Here is a 17,465-nt window from a genome sequence, read left to right on the forward strand (position 1 = left end):
CAGCCTCCTCCTTCACTTGTTCCTAGCTTATCATAGTTTGTAAGCTCAGTTTACCACTCTTCTCACCGGTTCGCCAAGGTTGATTCATTCTCCTTGTTAGGAGAATGGACCTCGCACGCCTAGCCTTTTTCATGTAAACTGGAGAATAAGATTGGACAATCGCCTGGGCGCAAGCCGCCGAGGCCAATTTGCAAGGGCGGAGGTTTCATCAGAATGCTTCTTCAAGCGACAGGAATAACGAAATCATATGGTATACAAAGCGTGCTGGACGGCATTAATCTCATGGTGAACGAGAGGGAGAGAGTCGGGCTGGTTGGCGTCAACGGAGCAGGCAAATCGACCTTTCTGCAGATTCTCGCAGGTGAGATGTCTTATGACAGCGGACAAATTCATAAGTCTAAAGAGACTACGATTGGCTATCTGGCCCAGAACAGCGGCCTGCAGTCGGATAACACCATACAGGAAGAGATGCTCGCGGTATTTGCGCCGCTGCTGGAGGCGGAAGCCGAACTGCGGCAGCTTGAGACGGATATTGCCGATCCCGCACTTGCCGAAGATCCGAAGCGTTACGAGGATCTGCTGGAGCGTTACGCCAGACGTTCTGACTGGTTTAAGGATCACGGCGGCTATGAGATCAATACGCGTATCCGCAGCGTGCTGCACGGGATGGGCTTCGGAGAGTTCGCACCGGATACTCCAATCTCCACCTTAAGCGGAGGCCAGAAGACGCGTCTGGCACTGGCCCGCATCCTGCTTCAAGCGCCCGATCTGCTCATGCTCGATGAGCCGACTAACCATCTGGACATCGAGACGCTCACCTGGCTGGAGGATTATCTGCGCGGCTATGCCGGAGGCATCCTGGTCGTATCCCATGACCGGTATTTCCTCGACCGCCTGGTGACGACCATTGTAGAGATCGAGCGGCACCAATCGCGCAGATACACAGGCAACTACAGCCGTTATATGGAGCTGAAGGCTGCGGAATATGAGATCCGTATGAAGCAGTATGAGAAGCAGCAGGACGAAATTTCGCGGATGGAGGATTTCGTGCAGCGCAACATTGTCCGGGCCTCCACCACCAAGCGGGCACAGAGCCGCCGCAAGGCGCTCGACAAGATGGAGCGTATCGACAAGCCGCTGGGCGACCTGAAGAAGGCCAGCTTCTCCTTCGAGCCTGATTTCATGTCCGGTAAGGAGGTGCTCCAGGTCCGGGAGGTCGCTGTGTCCTTCACTCCGGAGGCTGCACCGCTCTTCCGCAACGCCTCCTTCGAGCTGCGGCGCGGCGAGACAGCGGCACTGATCGGGCCTAACGGGATCGGGAAGTCCACACTGCTGCAATGTATGACCGGCACCCGCGAGCCTTCCCGCGGAACCGTGAACTGGGGAACCAAGGTGAAGATCGCCTACTATGATCAGGAGCAGACCCGGCTGAATCCGCGCAATACTGTGCTGGAGGAGCTGTGGAGCGAATATCCGATGCTCGAGGAGGCCAGAATCCGCACGATTCTCGGCAACTTCCTGTTCAGCGGAGAGGATGTACTTAAGAAGGTAGCTGCGCTGAGCGGCGGTGAGAAGGCCCGTGTGGCCCTGTCCAAGCTGATGCTGCGAGGAGCCAATATGCTAATTCTCGATGAGCCTACCAACCATCTGGATCTCGTGAGCCGCGAGGTGCTTGAATCGGCCCTGATCGATTTTGAAGGCACGTTGCTGTTCATTTCCCATGACCGTTATTTCCTCAACAAGATGGCTGAACGGGTCCTTGAGCTGCACCCGGACGGAATTGATCAGTATCTGGGCAATTATGACGACTATATTGAGAAAAAGCTTGAGCTCAAAGCGATTGCCGAAGAGGAAGCCGAGCTGACCGCCGCCAAGTCCTCCCGCAGTGCCGACAACGAAGCGATAGCGGCGGAAAAAGGCAGTTCCCTCTCCTATGAGGCGGAGAAGCAGGCCAAACGCGAGGAGCGGAACCGCCAGCGCCGCATCTCTGAACTGGAAGAGAATATCGCGAAGCTGGAGGAAGCCATCTCAGGAATCGAGCATGAAATGACTAAACCTGAGGTGTATCAGGATTATATGGCGCTTCAGGAGCATGAAAGTGATCTGAAGGACAAAAAACGCGAGCTGGGAGATTTTTTTAGCGAATGGGAGAAACTGGCTGAGGAATAATGTAAACGCGGTTCAAAAAAAATTTAAACAGTTTCCAATTTGTTCAAATATGGTTATCCACAGCCCCATCCACAGTTTCCGTGCATAACTATCGCCTAAAATTAGCCCTTCGGGGCTTTTTTCATGCGTAAAATGGCTACTTTGCTTGTCAAGGACTTTTTATCCACCGAATTATCCACATTATCCACAATTCTCACATTTCTGTTTCAGAGCATAACCTCCTGTTTATAGCGCTCGCAAAAAAGGCGTTATTGCTGATTTTACACGGTTTTTACACAACTCGTGCGGAATATGTGGATAACGTTGTCCACAGGTTGACAAATGCCGCATGAGGCAAAAATTCTGCTGGATAAAGCTCAAATTTCAGAGACAGGACAGCGGCGGAATGACCTGTTTCGGCAAGGTACGAGCCAGGTGCGGTGCTATTCTGTTCATTAAATGGATTTTCTCCACTTGCTAAAGCAAGATTGTTCCCTACGGCAACAGCAGTTGGAGAAACTACATTTAATAGATCACAGTTGCGGCCCATGTGGCACAATTAGCACCATTAAATGCTGTTTTTCCACTTGCTTCGTTATATATCTCAGAAACCGGGAAATTAAGCTACGTTTCTCCAACTGTACTCTCTTTGCACGATTACTTTGACGGGTAACCCTCTCCTTACTTCTCCCGTTATATCCGCTTTACGCTCTCCCCTCCAATGCCCCTGTCCCGCCGGCTTCAAAAAAACGCATCTGCCAAGTCCGTAAAATCGGGCTTGGCAAGATGCGTTAGAGTAAAGGCGCTCTACCTGCTCCTGCTCCTGGTGCTGGTGCTCCTGATGCCTTGGACAACCCCGCTCTAGCTGTTCACCGCCTTGCCAGGAGAGGGCACCTCTGATTCCGACAGCAGCGCTGCATTACAAGCGGCGATGTAAGCAATGCCTGCGGCCATCACGATATCGTGATGGATGGCCGTGCCCCGGAACTTGGTGTCCTTCCACTCCACCATGACGGCAGCCTCGGCCTGGGCATTCCCGCCGCTGCCGAGGGAATGCAGCTCCAGCCCGTCGAAGCGGATATCCTCGGCAATCCCTTGCCCGATGGCGGCAATGATTGCTTCCAGCGGACCGTCTCCGGTGCTGGTCTGGGTCGTCTCTGCGCCGCTCTGCAGATGGCGCACCGTCACTGCGGCCACGCGGCGCGGCGCGCTGCCGGCCAGGACCTGGACCTCGCCGAGCGCATAGACCTGCGCCTGCTGTCCTGTGGTGCTGCTGACCATCCGCAGCAGCTCATCATCACTGACGGCCTTCTGGCGGTCAGCCGTCTCCTTGAAGGATTCGTAGAGCGCGTCCAGCTCCGCCGAATCCAGGGCAATGCCGTACTTCGCGGCGCGGTCCTTCAGCGCATGCCGGCCGGAATGCTTACCGAGGATTATCATGCTGCGCGGGATGCCCAGCCGCTCCGGGTCCATAATCTCGTAGGTGCTGCGGTCCTTCAGCAGACCGTCCTGATGGATGCCGGATTCATGCTGGAAGGCATTGCGCCCGACCACCGGCTTATTGAAGGCAATCGGGAAATGCATCGCCCCGCTGATCATCCGTGAGGTGTCATACAGCTTATCCAGCACGATTCCAGTCTCGGCGCCGATAGAGTCTCCGCGTGTCTCCAGCGCCATGACCAGTTCCTCCAGCGCACAATTGCCGGTCCGCTCGCCCACTCCGTTGACCGTAACCTCAATCTGTGTGGCGCCGCCTTCAATGGCCGCCAGGCTGTTCGCTACGGCGAGACCCAGATCGTTGTGGCAGTGGGCGCTGTAGATGACCTTGTCTCCGCCCCTGGCGCCAAGCCGCACACGCCGGAACATCTCCCCGTATTCCTGCGGCAGCGCATAACCTACCGTATCCGGCAGATTAATAATCGAAGCACCCTCTTCAATTACCGCCTCGACCATCTCAATCAGATCGTCGATGCCCGTCCGCGCAGCGTCCATTGCAGTGAACTCTACCACATCGCAGAACTGGCGGGCATAAGCCGTCATCTCTCTGGCAACCGCTACAACCTCAGGGCGGCTCATGCGCAGCTGATGGCGCAGATGGATGTCGGAGGAGGAGATGAACAGATGAATCCGCCGCCGCGCGGCATCCCGGGTGGCCCGTACAGCAGCATCGATATCCCCCTTGACTGCACGTGCGAAGCCGCAGATCTCCACGCCCTGAATGTTGCGGGAGATCGTCTCCACCGCAGCGAAATCCCCCGGACTGGATACAGGGAATCCCGGCTCCATGACATCCACTCCCAGGTCCGCCAGCTTGCCGGCCAGAATAATCTTTTGCTCAGGGGTAAGACTGGCTCCCGGGGCCTGCTCCCCGTCACGCAGCGTTGTGTCAAAAATCTGAATTCGTTTCTTTACCGGAATAATCATCGTAATTCCTCCTCAAATTAGGTTTATATAATGGAGGGCTGCCTCCTAAAAGCACAAAGACCCCCCGTCTCTTATTAAGAGACGGGGGGTCAGCCCTCCGCGGTACCACTCTTTTTGACGCATAGGCTCCCTGATGTCAGAAGTCCCGGCTGCGTCCAGCTTAGATCAGATCTCCCTCTCCCGGTAAGAGGAAGTTCGGGGGATCTGAATAGTCCGGTAACGGGGACATCCGTAGCAGCGTACCTGTAGCTCTTTCCGCCGCTCCGCTCACGGGCGAGATTCGCCGGCCTCTGGTGTCTGCGTCGCACCTCCCCGCAGCTCTCTGTTCACCTTAGCCGTCTACTGCTCCCGATCCTTGCGTGTCATTCCTATATAACTCCTCACAAAATATGCACAAAAAAAGCCTGCCGTCTCATTCAAGAGACGACAGGCTGTTCACTGTCGCGGTACCACTCTTGTTGATATCCGAACCCGCTAACCTTCCAGCTGTTCTGCGATACCCACTCCATGTCTGCAAGGTTCCCGGAATGTTCCCACTCCGTCCAGCCTTGACTGACCACCCTCTCACGGAGGTTAACCGTAACGGTGTACCTAAGGTTGCCGGATTACATCCTGTACCGGCCAGCGCTCCTGTTCAAAGAGCTTCCTGCTTCCACCGCTCCGCTCCCGGACGAGTTCAGGTCTCCATCGACTGCGTCGCACCTTCCCGCAGCTCTCTTATCCCGGAGTGACCTTACTGCTTCCGATCATTGCGTTTGTTCAAATATAAAGTAATTGAATTGAACTGATTATACCCGGCGGCTTCTGTAAAAGTCAATAGGCAGATACCGACCACTTTTCCAGCGAATAACCGGGATCGGCGACCATGTCCAGTGGAATCCCGCCTTCATGTCTCCATTTCACATAAGCTGCGGCACCGATCATCGCCGCATTATCCGTGCAATACACGGGAGGAGGGATAACCAGCTCAATCCCCTCTGTCCCGCAGCGCCGGATCAGGGCTTCGCGCAGCCCCTTGTTCGCCGCTACCCCTCCGCAGAGCAGAAGCTGCTTCGCGTGGTATTCACGTACAGCCCGGATCGCCTTCTCGACCAGCACTTCAACCACAGATTCCTGGAAGCCGCGCGCAATAGCCGCGACATCCGGCACAAGCCCCTTCATCTTGCTCTGATTCACCGCATTCAGCACCGCAGACTTCAGGCCGCTGAAGCTGAAGTCATACGAGCCCGGCTCCAGCCACACACGCGGCAGAGCGAAGGCTTCCTCCGCTTCATGCGCCAGCTTGTCTACATGCGGCCCTCCCGGATAAGGGAAGCCCAGGGCCCGCGCCACTTTGTCGTACGCCTCGCCGACGGCATCGTCACGGGTGCGCCCGATGATCCGGAAGCTTCCTTCCCGCTCCATATGCACCAGCTCTGTATGCCCCCCTGACACCACCAGCGTCATGTTGGGATATTTCAATTCCTTAACCAGCCGGTTAGCATAGATATGACCGGCAATATGATGCGTGCCGATGAGCGGCTTGCCCCAGGCCAGCGCCAGGCTTTTGGCAGCCACGACTCCCACCAGCAGGGCCCCCACCAGCCCCGGACCCTGCGTTACCGCCACTGCCGTCAGCTCCTGTGGACGTACGCCGGCAACGCTTAAGGCTTCTTCAATGACCAGCGTTATCACCTCGACATGCTTGCGGGAGGCCACTTCAGGCACCACTCCCCCGAATGCCCGGTGGGTCTCAATCTGGCTGGAAATAATATTGGACAACACCTCACAGCCATCCTTCACTACAGCTACAGAGGTCTCGTCACAGCTGGTTTCAATCGCCAGAATCAATACAGGCTCCCTTGCGCCCGTGTCTGTCTTCATTTCAAGTCCACGCTTCCTTCCGTTACAGCTTGCTCCCCGTACTCCGGCAGATCGGCCCACATGATGAGCGCATCCTCGCGGTTGTCCGAATAATAGCCCTTGCGGGTACCGGCAGGCTTAAAGCCTTTTTTGCGGTATAAATTCTGAGCCACCTCATTGGAGACCCGTACTTCAAGTGTGATCGACTTCATGCCGAGATAAGCCGCTGTCTTCATCAGCTCGTCCAGCAGCCGCTCTCCCCATTTACGCCCCCGGTAGGCCTCCAGCAGTGCAATATTCGTGACATGCGCCTCATCGACAATCGCCCACATTCCCGCGTAGCCGATAATATGCCCTGCCAGCTCCATTACCATATATTTAGCAAAATGATTGTGGGTCAGCTCGTTGCGGAAGGCCTCCTCTGTCCAGGGCATGGTGAAGGCCTCACGTTCAATCACAAGAATCTCAGGCACATCCTCCAGCCGCATCAGGCGAAAAACAAGCTCAGCCCCCTGAGCTGGTCTACGTTCCGGTTCGATCATCGTGTATTCAGGCTCCCTTCGCTGCTGCGGCGCAAATTCGCCTCCGCCTCCGACAGCTGCGTATAATTGGGAATCAGCGTATGCAAATCTCCGCTCTCTTCGTAGAGACCCGCTTCCGCCAGAAATCCAGTCCAGCGTCCTTCCAGCTCATAAGGCACTGCCTGAACGTTGGCGGCTTCCATCAGCGGAGCCAGCATATCCGTACTTCCGTGCAGCGCGGTCTCGCCTACGAACCACAGTGTGTCCGGCCGATTGCCCTCAGCTGCGGCTTCCTTCAGCCGTACCGCCAGCTCCTGCACCCAGTCGGCCATCAGCCGGATCGCATCCGGCGCCAGCCGCCGGGGCGGCTTGTCCTTTTCCGCTGCGAATACAGCGGTGTACGCCTGTCCCCGCCGGGCATCGATCAGCGGAATAATCCAGTCTGTCCCTGCCGTGCCAAGCGCAGAAGCCGCATGGTATCCGCCCCAGGCCAGCGCATGTAGGCTGGATACGCCGGTAACCGGAACGTTCCAAGCCCAGGCCAGCGTCTTGGCTGCGGTCACGGCGATCCGTGTTCCGGTATAGGAGCCCGGGCCGATACCGACCGAAATTCCGCCGATTGTATCGGCCGTAGTGGCAGATGCCTGAAGCGCCTGCTCAATAATAGGCAGCAGATGAACCGAATGGTTACGCTCCCCGGAAGCATTTATCTCATGCAGCAGCTCCCCGCCGCCGGTAACGGCCACTCCCAGAACTGCCGTTGATGTATCCAGCGCCAAAAACCGCTTGCGCGGCTCATTATTCGAGTTCGTCATGTTTCTTTACCCCACTTCTGGATCAGCATCCGGCACACTTCGCCGTAAGACTCTCCGATTCCGGTCACCGTTATCTCCCGTTCATCCGGGCCGGCGGTCTTCAGCTCTATATGGAGATACCGTGGCGGCATCAGATCAGTGATGATTCGGCTCCACTCCACCAGACTCACCCCATGGCCATAGAAATATTCTTCCAGTCCCAGCTCGTCCGCTTCCTGCAGCGATATCCGGTATACATCCATATGATACAGCGGCAGACGTCCCTCATACTCTTTGATAATGGTAAAAGTAGGACTATTCACAATGCCCTCCACACCTAAATGGCGCGCATAGCACTGCGAGAACGCCGTTTTGCCCGCTCCTAGATCCCCGTCAAGTCCGATAACCATCCCCGCTGATGACGCGGCAGCGATAGCGGCGGCAAGTGCCTCCGTATCCTGAAGGCTGAATGAACGGTATGTAAACACCGTTTGTGTATTATTGTCCAAAGCTGCAACTACCACCTTTTTGAAGTCCCCTAACGGTTAACAATATCCTTAATTATATCGGTATGCTACTTGCACCGCAACAGCCGCTGTTAGTCCGTCGAGGCCGCTTGAGCCGCCGCAGGCTCCCCCGGATGCCGGGAGAACAGGCTATGCAGCACCATTCCGCCAATAATGACCGCAACTCCTGCCCATGACAGGAAGGAAGGCATCGGCGAGGCCAGCAGGAGCATCTCCCCCAGCAAGGCGAACAGCACCTCCAGTGACTGGGTCGCTTCCACGGCTGCCAGACTGCTCATGCTATCCCGGACCAGATCGGTAGCCCGGAAAAACAGCACCGTAGCCACAATTCCCGAACTGAGTGCAACAATGACGGATTGTACTACCTGGGAGGAGGAGGGCAGGCCTGTATCTGCCATACCATACAGAGCGACAGCCAGCCAGAAGGGCAGGCTGGCGAGCGTCATGCCAAGAATCCGCTGGAATACATCCAGCTGGCCGCCGCACAGCTCCATCATCTTACGGTTTCCGAGCGGATAAGCGAAAGAAGCGATAAGGACCGGGACAATGCCCAGCAGGACCTGGGATGGGGCAAGCTGCCGCGCCTGCTCCACTTGCAGCAGCGCTACTCCGGCGAGAATAATCAGGGAGAGGAGCAGCCCGCGCAGCGGGATTTTACCTCTTATGTATACTCGTCCTCCCGGTCCGCTGACCCATTCTCCGAAGAACGGAGCCAGCAGCGAACCGGAGATAATTGTGATCTGCCACGTTCCTGCTGTCAGCCAGCCCGGTGCATAGGCAGCGGCGAAGCAGATGGGCGCGTAGAACAAGCCGAACCCGACAGTTCCCCACAGCAGCCAGGCTCCAGGCCGTTCTCTCATCGCAGCCAGCAGCGGCTTCAGCCTCCCTCTTCCGGCCACAATCGCCAGCAGCAGCGGGAGCGTGAACAAGTACCGCAGCGAGGCGCTCCACGCCCAGCTTCCTCCCGCAAGCTCCATCCTCCGGTTCAGCACAAACGTCACCGCAAAAAACAGCGCCGAGCACACACCCAGCAATATCGGACGCACTTCCATCATCTCTTTTCGTCAAAATTCTTCTCCCAAATATAGGGGCTCACCACTCCCGGCGTCAATATCTGTGTCAGCTATAATTATGGAGAGTTGCCCGTTGGAGCCGTGGGGAGGTGCTTAAGGAAATGGCGGATGAATAGCGAAATAAGGGAGGTGGTTTGCGCTGGCTTGAGGGTACGGGCTGTCGTTTATCTGAAGAGAACATACCAGAGTTATGCAGACTCAGAAGACGCTATTTGGACAAAAATACTGTTTTTCAGCTTTTAACGGACTCAGAAGACGCTAAACTTAACTTTAGAGCCAAATGTTACGCCAAATAGGTTATTTAAGTACCTCTGAGTCCGCCTGTATCCACAAAACGAGGAAATTCATACCATTAAGAGCACTACAGTCCACAACACACCGCCCTCACCTCGCTTCATGTACCTGTAAGCCGCTCGCTGCCCACTTTCCACAATTTCAGGTGCATTTATACACCTCATTCCCGCTCCGCGCCCACTTTCCACAATTCCAGGTGCACTTATACACCTCATTCCCGCTCCAAGCCCACTTTCCACGAATTCCGGTGCACTTGTACACTTCATTTCCAATCCCCCCGGCCCAGAGTATAACAAGTCTTGGCGGTCAGTCACAAAAAAGTAGTCCAAAAAAAAGCAGGAGACTCCCGCGATGGTGTCACCGCCAAGAGAACGCCTGCTCTAATTAGTATTTCACCTGGATACCTACCAGGACTTATTGTGCTGACCCGCTACTTCCCCTGCTCCTCCAGCCGCTCAACACCAACAGTCTGTGTATTCGTCGGCCGGGAGCCTACCTGAACCGTTGCCATACCGTTATCCGAATCTACATGCTCAATCCAAACCGGCTCACCATCGAGATGCACCGCGATTTTATCCTTGGAAGCGTAAATATCCTTCGCACGTGTTATGTCCATTCTCTTCTTGCCTCCCTATTCCTCTTCATCTTCCGCCGGAAGCTCCCCAATGGTTGCATCGGCATCCAGCAGTCCTGCATCCTCGTCCAGTTCCGCATCCTCCGGATCGGCAATAATATTGTCCCAATTGACCGCCTCTGCCGGAATATCCTGCTCGGATAACGCATCGCTCCAGTGATAATACTCCTTGTCCATATTGCCTCCTCTTCTCGCTATGGGTCTGTGCAAGCTGAGCAGCCTTATTTTTTCCCATGACTCTCAAATAATGCATCCGGCTAGAAAAAGCCTTGGCGCCCCATACTAAGCCATAATACATCCCATCAGGAGGCGAATTTCATGCATACCGTTTGGAAAGGAGCCATCAGCTTCGGGCTTGTGCATGTTCCGGTCAAGATGTTCTCCGCTACGGAGGATAAAGACATCTCGCTGCGCTACATCCACAAAGAATGCGGCAGTCCGCTGTCTTATATACGTAAATGTCCTGTCTGTGACAAGGAGGTCAACTGGGAGGAGATCGGCAAGGGGTACGAATATGAGAAGGGCAAATTTGTCCTGTTCGACAAGGAGGAGCTGGACCAGCTAAGCGAGGAGAGCAGCAAGAGTATCACCATATTGGATTTCGTGGATTTGACGGAGATTGACCCGATTTATTTCCAGAAGACCTACTATTTATCGCCCGATCAGGCAGGCGCCAATGCTTACCGTCTGCTGATGGAGGCTATGCGTCAGACCGGGAAGATCGGTATTGCCAAGATCTCCATCCGCTCCAAAAGCAGTCTGGCCGCCATCCGCGTCCTGGCGGACTGCTTGGCGATTGAGACGATCTATTACCCGGACGAGGTCCGTCCGGTATCGCAGGTTCCCGGCCTGCCGGAGCCGGGCAGCGTGAACGACAAGGAGCTGGATATGGCGAAGCTGCTGATCTCACAGCTGTCCACTCCGTTCGAGCCTGCCAAATATACGGATGATTACCGCCAGCGGATGCTTGATCTGATTACGCACAAAATCGCAGGCGAAGAGTTCCATATTGCTCCGGCCCGCCAGGAGAACAATGTCATCGATCTGATGGCTGCCCTGCAGGCCAGTATCGAGGCTGTGCAGCATATTCCTTCCGATCCCGGACCGGCTAAGGGAGGCAGCGGGGCTAAGCCAAGGACTGCTCCTGCCGGTGCGAAGAAACGTCCGGCCAAGGCCACTGCCGCTGCGACTTCAACCGGTGCAACCGCCGCTCCGGTTGTAGATGAAGCCACCGGACCGATTCCGGTGATTGCCCCGAAGCCGAAGCGCAGAAGCTCTAAGAGCAAGGTCACCGGTGCCTAGGGGACGGACTTCTGCGCCTGCTGCGAGGCCAGCCGGTTCCCTTCAGCTTCAGCCCGTCACTCCGTTTGAGCCTGTGCTGGCCTCTGTGCTTCCAAGCGGAGAACAGTGGATCGCCCAGATCAAATGGGACGGCGTGCGGATGATCTCCTATTACGACGGGAGCCATGCCGAACTGATTAACCGCCGGGGCAACCGCCGCACACTCCAGTATCCTGAACTGGCCGAACCAGGAAGCTATTGCCGGGCCGGCTCCTTCATTCTGGATGGCGAGATCATTGCACTCAGCGGCGGCAAGCCCTCCTTCCATGAGGTCATGCGGCGGGACAGCCTGAAGAACGAGGCGGCGATCCGGGCAGTGCAGCCGCAGGTTCCGGTGCTGTATATGGTTTTTGATATACTGTATTGTGACGGTATCTGGCTGCTGGATGAACCGCTGTCCCGGCGGCAGGAGCTGCTGAAGGAGATGCTGCTGCCCCATCCCCATGTGCAGCAGGTGCCGAGCTACCCGGACCCCGCCCAGCTGCTCGCTGCGGCGCGGCAGGGCAGTCTGGAGGGGATCGTCTGTAAGGATATGCACAGCACTTATGCGCCGGGCGGCAAGGACAAGCGCTGGCAGAAGCTCAAGATCATCTCCGATGTCACCGCTGTCGCCGGGGGCGTCACCTTCCGGGACGGCATCGTGAATGCGCTTCTGTTCGGCCTGTATGATGATGCCGGCAGGCTGCATTATATCGGACATGCCGGAGCAGGCAAAATGACCGTCCAGGACTGGCGGACACTGACCGGACGGGTTCCGGGACTTGTCACAGAGCATATGCCGTTTGCCGACCTTCCGCAGCGAAGCTCAGGCTCCGTTTGGATTAAGCCTGAGCTGGTGTTTAAGCTTCATTTTCTGGAATGGAATCCCTCCGGCACCTTCCGCCAGCCTGTGATTCAGGCTCAGGTCGAACTGCCCGCCCATTCTTGTTCTTTAAGCCAGAGGGGGTTCTAGCTGCCTATTGGGGAGTAAGGCTTCCGGCAAGTTTCAGCAGTTCAGCCTTACTCTGCACAGTGTTCCGGCTATCCGTTAATGTGTACTCTCTGCTGCCGTCCGCACTGCTCCACTGCAATTGCGATTTGAGGTTGCCGTGATGCGACCCGAAGGAGGTGAACATCATCTCCTGCCCGTTAACCTGCACCTGCTCATCCTTGTCCCCCGGCAATACGGCCAGTGTAACTCCAGCCGGAAGCTTGCTTGCAGGCTCGGCACGCAGGCTCAGCACCTCTCCCTTGCGGGTATACGTCAACGTGGTGACATGACCGCTCCAGGGGAGCATTTTGGTGATAACCTTTTTACCAGCTGCTGTGGATTGCCCCTTGAATTTCTCCCTCAGCTGCATATATTCTTCCTCATAGGAAAAAGGAATGTCAGGGCTGATGATTGCCTCCTTCAGCACATAATCTTTCGGGAGCGAAGCTGGAGCCATTAATACACCTCCGCCCATTGACGTTAATTTCTGCGCCGCTTTGCTTACAGACGTATAACTAAACGGCACGTAACTGATATCCAGACTGTCCAGCGTATTGATTTTGATGTCATTCACATACACAGCCCGGATTTCCCCTGCCTTCAAGGGAGCCTCGTTCGCTTTGGACAGCAAAGCGTCCAGCGGGGATGGCGCAGCCGGCTTGGCGGTTTCTGTAGCCATGATGCCGTTGCTTTTATTTTTCAGTTTATCGGGTAGCGTGCCCTTTGCTCCGGCTGTAGTGCCAGCCGCACTTAGCAACATGGACATGCAGATTGTGGCAACCGCCGCTTTTTTAAATTGAATCATAGTTCAATCCCTTCCTTCCGGTTCATTTGTTGTTCCCTCACTGCTGAACCATACCGGCTGCAATGGTCTCCCATTGCTCCCGGGTCAGCCGCTGGTTCGGCGGGTCCGTCATCCAAGCAAGCACTCCATGGGCCCTGTCATACCAATACAGTCTGCTTACTGAACCCGCGTTGTTCTCCGCGCCTACCCCGGAAATATACAGCAGTTCCTTATCTTCATAGGACCACATTTCGGCAGTTTCGCCGGCGGATAGGATGATTTGAACCGGGCCGGTTGTTACTGTATTGTCCCAGGATATCTGAAGCGCAAGCTGATTACTTCCATCCTGATAGATCACCTCGGCGCTTGCGATATTCTCCAAGGGCCATAAAGTTGCAGCCAGCGGATTCCCGTCCGGAGCAGCTTCCGTTTTGGCCTTCAATGCCTCCAGTGTCAGCCTATACTCCGGCTCAAACGCAGAGGGGGTTTTGGCGAACAGCCGGCCCTCCGCAAACTGTAACCCGCCTATTCGCTCAGGCGGCAGTGCAAAGCTCCACTTGCCCGTTTGCTTCCGGGCGGCTGATAGCTTCGCGTAGCTGGTATACGTAACCGTTCTGCTGGTGAAAAATAGCGGTTTTCCATACCCCAGCCCGTTCATCAATGCAATTAATTCACTGTCATTGACATAATAAGCTGCGGTCTCTCCCGGCTGTAAGCCGGCTTGCGCCTGCCGTTCATATTGTTCCTTTAGCTTAAAGTAACGTTCCCGGGCCGAGCTAGAGCCAATGTAAGGCGTGTAGACCTTCGATTCAGCCTTCTTCACCTGCGCCACAACTCTGCCGCTGCTGTCCTTTAAGGCCAGTGGCTGCCCCTCCGTCTGCCGGATGACCGCAAAGTCCGGTTGTAGCGCCTTCCTTGTAGTTTCCTGGTCCGTCACATGGTGTAGAACGCTGAACCCAGCCAGTCCCAGCAGCGCAACTGTGCAGAGTCCGGCGGCCAGCCTTCTGCCCCGCTGCAGCGCAGGACGCAGCGGAGGTATTGGCTGCCTGGTCATCACAGGTGTCTGCGCATCCGTTCCGGACACCGGTTGTTCCAGTGAAGCCAGCGCATCGTCCTGTGCCGCAATCTGCTGGGCATGGATTGCCCGTACCCGCTCCATAACGGATGACTTAACATCAATGCTACCCAGAGCTTCACCGGCACCCATTCGTCTTATCCTTTTTTCTTCAGCAGTGAAGTGCTCGTCCATTGTGGCTCCTCCCCCTCTCTTTGCTCTTGCAGCAGGCCCGTGAGCTTAACAATCGTACGCCGGTATCTTTTTTTGACCGCATCCTGATTCTTGCCCAGAATGACGGCGATTTCGGCAAAGCTCTGCTCTTCAAAAATCCGCAGCACCAGCAGGTTCCGCTCCTCCGCCTTCAGCCGGGAGAGCGCTACAGCAAGCGGTTCATCGAACAAAAAGCGGTCCATCTGCTGCTCCGGGCTTTCTGCATATTTCTGCGGCCGCAGCAGCATGAGCAGCCTTCCTTGCCGCTGGCGCTGGCGGATAACCGCCAGGCAATGGTGATAAGCGATTTTATAGAGCCATGAAGAGAAGCTGACCAGCGGGCGATACTTACCGATATTTTGATAGGCTTTGACCAGAATCTCCTGCACGGCGTCCTCCGCCTCTGCCCCGCTGCCGAGCAGGCGGCTGCAATAACGGTACATCGGCTGCTGAACAGCCTCAACGATCCCCCCGTACTGCTCCACGTCGCCGTTTTGAACCTGAACAACGAGGTGTTCCATTTCATCCAAAATCGTAAAACGCTCCTCTCTTATAGCTAACACTCTTATAAGCACCTGCCCGGGCCAAAAGGGACATTTTGCGCAAAAAAGTGTGAACTGCTCTTATCCCGGACCGGAATCCCGACTGAAAACCGGCAGTGCGGCAAATACTACGCAGACATAGACAATCCTAAGGAGGGATACCCCATGCCAGCGGCCACTAAAGGAACCATTACCATAGACGGGCAGCAAATCAGCATCACCAATCCCGGCAAGCCGCTCTGGCCCGACATGGGCATCACCAAGCAGATCTATCTGCAAAAGCTGGCGGCCCTCTCGCCCTACCTGCTGCGCTATTGCAAGGACCGGCTGCTCACGGTGATCCGCTATCCCCATGGCGTTCCCGGGATGTCCTTCTATCAGAAGAACGCCCCAGAGCCGTTGCCGGAATACGTCCACACGGCGGTGCAGGACAATATCACCTACATTGTGCTGCAGGGTCTGCCGGAGCTGCTCTGGCTGGGCAATCTGGCTGCGCTCGAATTCCATCCCTCCCTCCATTATGCCGGCAGTACACTGCCCTGCGAATGGATGATTGATCTGGACCCTTCGCTTGAGGTCGAACCGCGGATTATGGAAGCTGCTGCTGTGGTAGGGGAAGTGCTGAGATCGCTCGGGATGAACTCGGTTCCCAAAACCTCGGGAGCCACCGGAGTGCAGATCATTGTTCCGGTGGGGCCGGGGGTGACCTTCGATGACCTGCGCCGGATCGGGCACTTCGTAGGCCGTTATGTCACCGAGAAGCGGCCCGATCTCTTCACCCTGGAGCGCCTGAAGAAGCATCGCGGGGATAAAATATACTTCGATTATCTCCAGCATTACGGCGGCAAAACACTCGCTGCCCCTTATACCCCGCGCGCCCGGCCGCTGGCTACCGTCTCCACCCCCCTTCTGTGGGAGGAGGTTGAACGGGGCGTCAAGCCTACAGATTTCAACCTGCTGAATATAGAGGATCGGCTCAGCCGGTTAGGAGATCTGATAGCCAAGGTTCCTCCTCAGCCGGTCGAAGCGATTATTGCCAGGCTTCCCTCAGGACAGCAATAAGCCCGCAAATGCCATTCTCAGGCTGCGGGCTTATCTGGCGTCCAGAATCAGGACGGAAGGTATTATTATATATGGGCATACGGCGCAGCAAGTCAGGACCGCCGTATGGGTTACTCTGTCGTTCGTAAATATACCTTCCTTCGAAGCGTTCCGGCTGAACCGGTTACGCTAATGCTAATGAATTGCTTTTTTCTTGAAGCGGCCGCCCTTAACATCATGGATATTGCCGATTGCGATGAACGCGTCAGAATCCCAATCTTCTACGATAGACTTCAGCTTCGCTTCTTCCAGACGGGTAATGACAACAAAAATCACTTTCTTGTTATCGCCGGAGAATCCGCCCTCACCATCAAGATAAGTCACTCCGCGTCCCAGACGCTCCGTCAGAGCTTCGCCGATATCACGGAATTTATCACTGATAATCCATACCGACTTGGACTGGTCCAGACCTTCAAGTGTAATATCGATCAGTTTGAAAGCAATGTAATACGCAATGAGCGAGAACATCGCATTATTCCAGCCGAACACAAAGCCTGCGCCGGACAGGATGAACAGGTTGAAGAACATAACGACTTCCCCTACAGAGAACGGAAGCCTCTTGGATACAAGAATGGCTACAATCTCCGTACCATCGAGCGATCCGCCGTAACGGACAACGAGCCCGACCCCAACGCCGAGAATTACCCCTCCGAATACTGCTGCGAGCAGCGGCTCAACCGTAATGGGATGAACAGGATGGAGCAACTGGGTACCGATGGACATTACAATTACAGCAAATAGAGTAGATAAGGCAAATGTCTTACCGATCTGCTTATACCCGATAACCAGGAACGGCAGGTTAAGCAGGGTCAATAGAATACCGAGCGGTATATTGAAAATATGGGACAACATAATGGAAATACCGGTGATTCCGCCATCAATCAACTTATTGGGAACAAGAAAAATTTCAAGGGCAACAGACATCATGGCCGCTCCGATGACAATCATCACAATCCGCTGGGCCAGTCTTGCCGTCTTGAACACTCCAGACTTCTCCGGCTTCTTCTGTTCTTCATTCGTAAAGATATGTTGGCTTACAGTCATAGAACTCCCCCTATAAATAGTATATCTAAGAAGCTTACGAAAGCGAACGTACAGTCGTGCCTTCTCCCCTGTTCTTCTTATATTTCCATTATATCATAAAAGAAAGTCAAATAACGCATGTAAATTGATATAACCTTCGATAATCGATGATTCGGCCAT

The 17,465-nt window shown here is 55.3% G+C and carries 16 protein-coding genes and 2 other annotated features; of the genes, 4 read left to right on the forward strand and 12 right to left on the reverse strand.

The window, feature by feature from the left end; genetic code table 11:
• The first annotated feature begins 213 nt into the window (after window positions 1–213).
• Entirely contained in the window at window positions 214–2,169 is a 1,956-nt protein-coding gene (locus tag MKX42_RS28800; RefSeq protein ID WP_340756514.1) for an ABC-F family ATP-binding cassette domain-containing protein, read from the forward strand.
• 840 nt (window positions 2,170–3,009) lie between these two features.
• Here MKX42_RS28800 and MKX42_RS28805 read toward each other — a convergent pair.
• The 8 genes from MKX42_RS28805 to MKX42_RS28840 form a co-directional block, all read right to left on the reverse strand.
• Window positions 3,010–4,572 carry a 2-isopropylmalate synthase gene (locus tag MKX42_RS28805; protein WP_340756515.1) on the reverse strand — a complete coding sequence of 521 codons (1,563 nt, stop codon included), beginning with the start codon at window positions 4,570–4,572 and terminating at the stop codon, window positions 3,010–3,012.
• 74 nt (window positions 4,573–4,646) lie between these two features.
• Window positions 4,647–4,937: a binding site (T-box leader), on the reverse strand.
• Window positions 4,938–4,988: 51 nt separating this feature from the next.
• Window positions 4,989–5,331: a binding site (T-box leader), on the reverse strand.
• Window positions 5,332–5,385: 54 nt separating this feature from the next.
• Entirely contained in the window at window positions 5,386–6,435 is a 1,050-nt protein-coding gene (gene tsaD / locus MKX42_RS28810) for a tRNA (adenosine(37)-N6)-threonylcarbamoyltransferase complex transferase subunit TsaD (RefSeq protein ID WP_340756516.1), read from the reverse strand.
• On the reverse strand, window positions 6,432–6,956 hold the full coding sequence (rimI, locus tag MKX42_RS28815) for a ribosomal protein S18-alanine N-acetyltransferase (RefSeq protein ID WP_340756518.1): 525 nt from the start codon (window positions 6,954–6,956) through the stop codon (window positions 6,432–6,434). Before rimI ends, tsaD begins: the two co-directional genes overlap by 4 nt.
• Complete coding sequence (gene tsaB, locus MKX42_RS28820) at window positions 6,953–7,750, reverse strand: tRNA (adenosine(37)-N6)-threonylcarbamoyltransferase complex dimerization subunit type 1 TsaB (RefSeq protein WP_340756520.1); 798 nt, start codon at window positions 7,748–7,750, stop codon at window positions 6,953–6,955. The genes rimI and tsaB overlap by 4 nt, the downstream gene beginning before the upstream one ends.
• Window positions 7,747–8,238 (reverse strand): tRNA (adenosine(37)-N6)-threonylcarbamoyltransferase complex ATPase subunit type 1 TsaE, encoded by a 492-nt coding sequence (gene tsaE / locus MKX42_RS28825; RefSeq protein ID WP_445669350.1) that lies wholly within the window; start codon window positions 8,236–8,238, stop codon window positions 7,747–7,749. The genes tsaB and tsaE overlap by 4 nt, the downstream gene beginning before the upstream one ends.
• Window positions 8,239–8,327: 89 nt before the next feature.
• A complete protein-coding gene (locus MKX42_RS28830) occupies window positions 8,328–9,302 on the reverse strand; it encodes a DMT family transporter (protein WP_340756522.1) in 975 nt (324 codons plus the stop codon).
• Window positions 9,303–10,053: 751 nt separating this feature from the next.
• Window positions 10,054–10,239 (reverse strand): H-type small acid-soluble spore protein, encoded by a 186-nt coding sequence (locus MKX42_RS28835; RefSeq protein WP_209993287.1) that lies wholly within the window; start codon window positions 10,237–10,239, stop codon window positions 10,054–10,056.
• A 15-nt stretch (window positions 10,240–10,254) separates the two neighbouring features.
• Complete coding sequence (locus MKX42_RS28840) at window positions 10,255–10,434, reverse strand: hypothetical protein (protein ID WP_340756523.1); 180 nt, start codon at window positions 10,432–10,434, stop codon at window positions 10,255–10,257.
• A gap of 141 nt (window positions 10,435–10,575) precedes the next feature.
• On the opposite strand from MKX42_RS28840, the gene ku reads away from it, so the two are divergent.
• Entirely contained in the window at window positions 10,576–11,559 is a 984-nt protein-coding gene (ku, locus tag MKX42_RS28845; protein ID WP_340756525.1) for a non-homologous end joining protein Ku, read from the forward strand.
• Window positions 11,552–12,550 carry an ATP-dependent DNA ligase gene (locus tag MKX42_RS28850; RefSeq protein ID WP_340756526.1) on the forward strand — a complete coding sequence of 333 codons (999 nt, stop codon included), beginning with the start codon at window positions 11,552–11,554 and terminating at the stop codon, window positions 12,548–12,550. Before ku ends, MKX42_RS28850 begins: the two co-directional genes overlap by 8 nt.
• 4 nt (window positions 12,551–12,554) lie before the next feature.
• Here MKX42_RS28850 and MKX42_RS28855 read toward each other — a convergent pair whose 3' ends face one another.
• From MKX42_RS28855 to MKX42_RS28865, 3 genes are read right to left on the reverse strand one after another with little or no spacing between them, the layout of a single operon-like run.
• Window positions 12,555–13,373, reverse strand: a complete 819-nt coding sequence (locus MKX42_RS28855; protein WP_340756527.1) for a hypothetical protein — start codon at window positions 13,371–13,373, stop codon at window positions 12,555–12,557.
• A 37-nt stretch (window positions 13,374–13,410) separates the two neighbouring features.
• Window positions 13,411–14,601 carry a hypothetical protein gene (locus MKX42_RS28860; RefSeq protein WP_340756528.1) on the reverse strand — a complete coding sequence of 397 codons (1,191 nt, stop codon included), beginning with the start codon at window positions 14,599–14,601 and terminating at the stop codon, window positions 13,411–13,413.
• Window positions 14,565–15,140, reverse strand: a complete 576-nt coding sequence (locus tag MKX42_RS28865) for an RNA polymerase sigma factor (RefSeq protein ID WP_340757876.1) — start codon at window positions 15,138–15,140, stop codon at window positions 14,565–14,567. Before MKX42_RS28865 ends, MKX42_RS28860 begins: the two co-directional genes overlap by 37 nt.
• 186 nt (window positions 15,141–15,326) lie before the next feature.
• On the opposite strand from MKX42_RS28865, the gene ligD reads away from it, so the two are divergent.
• A complete protein-coding gene (ligD, locus tag MKX42_RS28870) occupies window positions 15,327–16,223 on the forward strand; it encodes a non-homologous end-joining DNA ligase (RefSeq protein ID WP_340756530.1) in 897 nt (298 codons plus the stop codon).
• 174 nt (window positions 16,224–16,397) lie between these two features.
• Here ligD and MKX42_RS28875 read toward each other — a convergent pair whose 3' ends face one another.
• Window positions 16,398–17,306 (reverse strand): YitT family protein, encoded by a 909-nt coding sequence (locus MKX42_RS28875; RefSeq protein WP_036723169.1) that lies wholly within the window; start codon window positions 17,304–17,306, stop codon window positions 16,398–16,400.
• Window positions 17,307–17,465: the final 159 nt, after the last annotated feature.

The sequence above is a fragment of the Paenibacillus sp. FSL R7-0204 genome (genome assembly GCF_038002225.1).
Lineage (GTDB): Bacteria > Bacillota > Bacilli > Paenibacillales > Paenibacillaceae > Paenibacillus_AQ.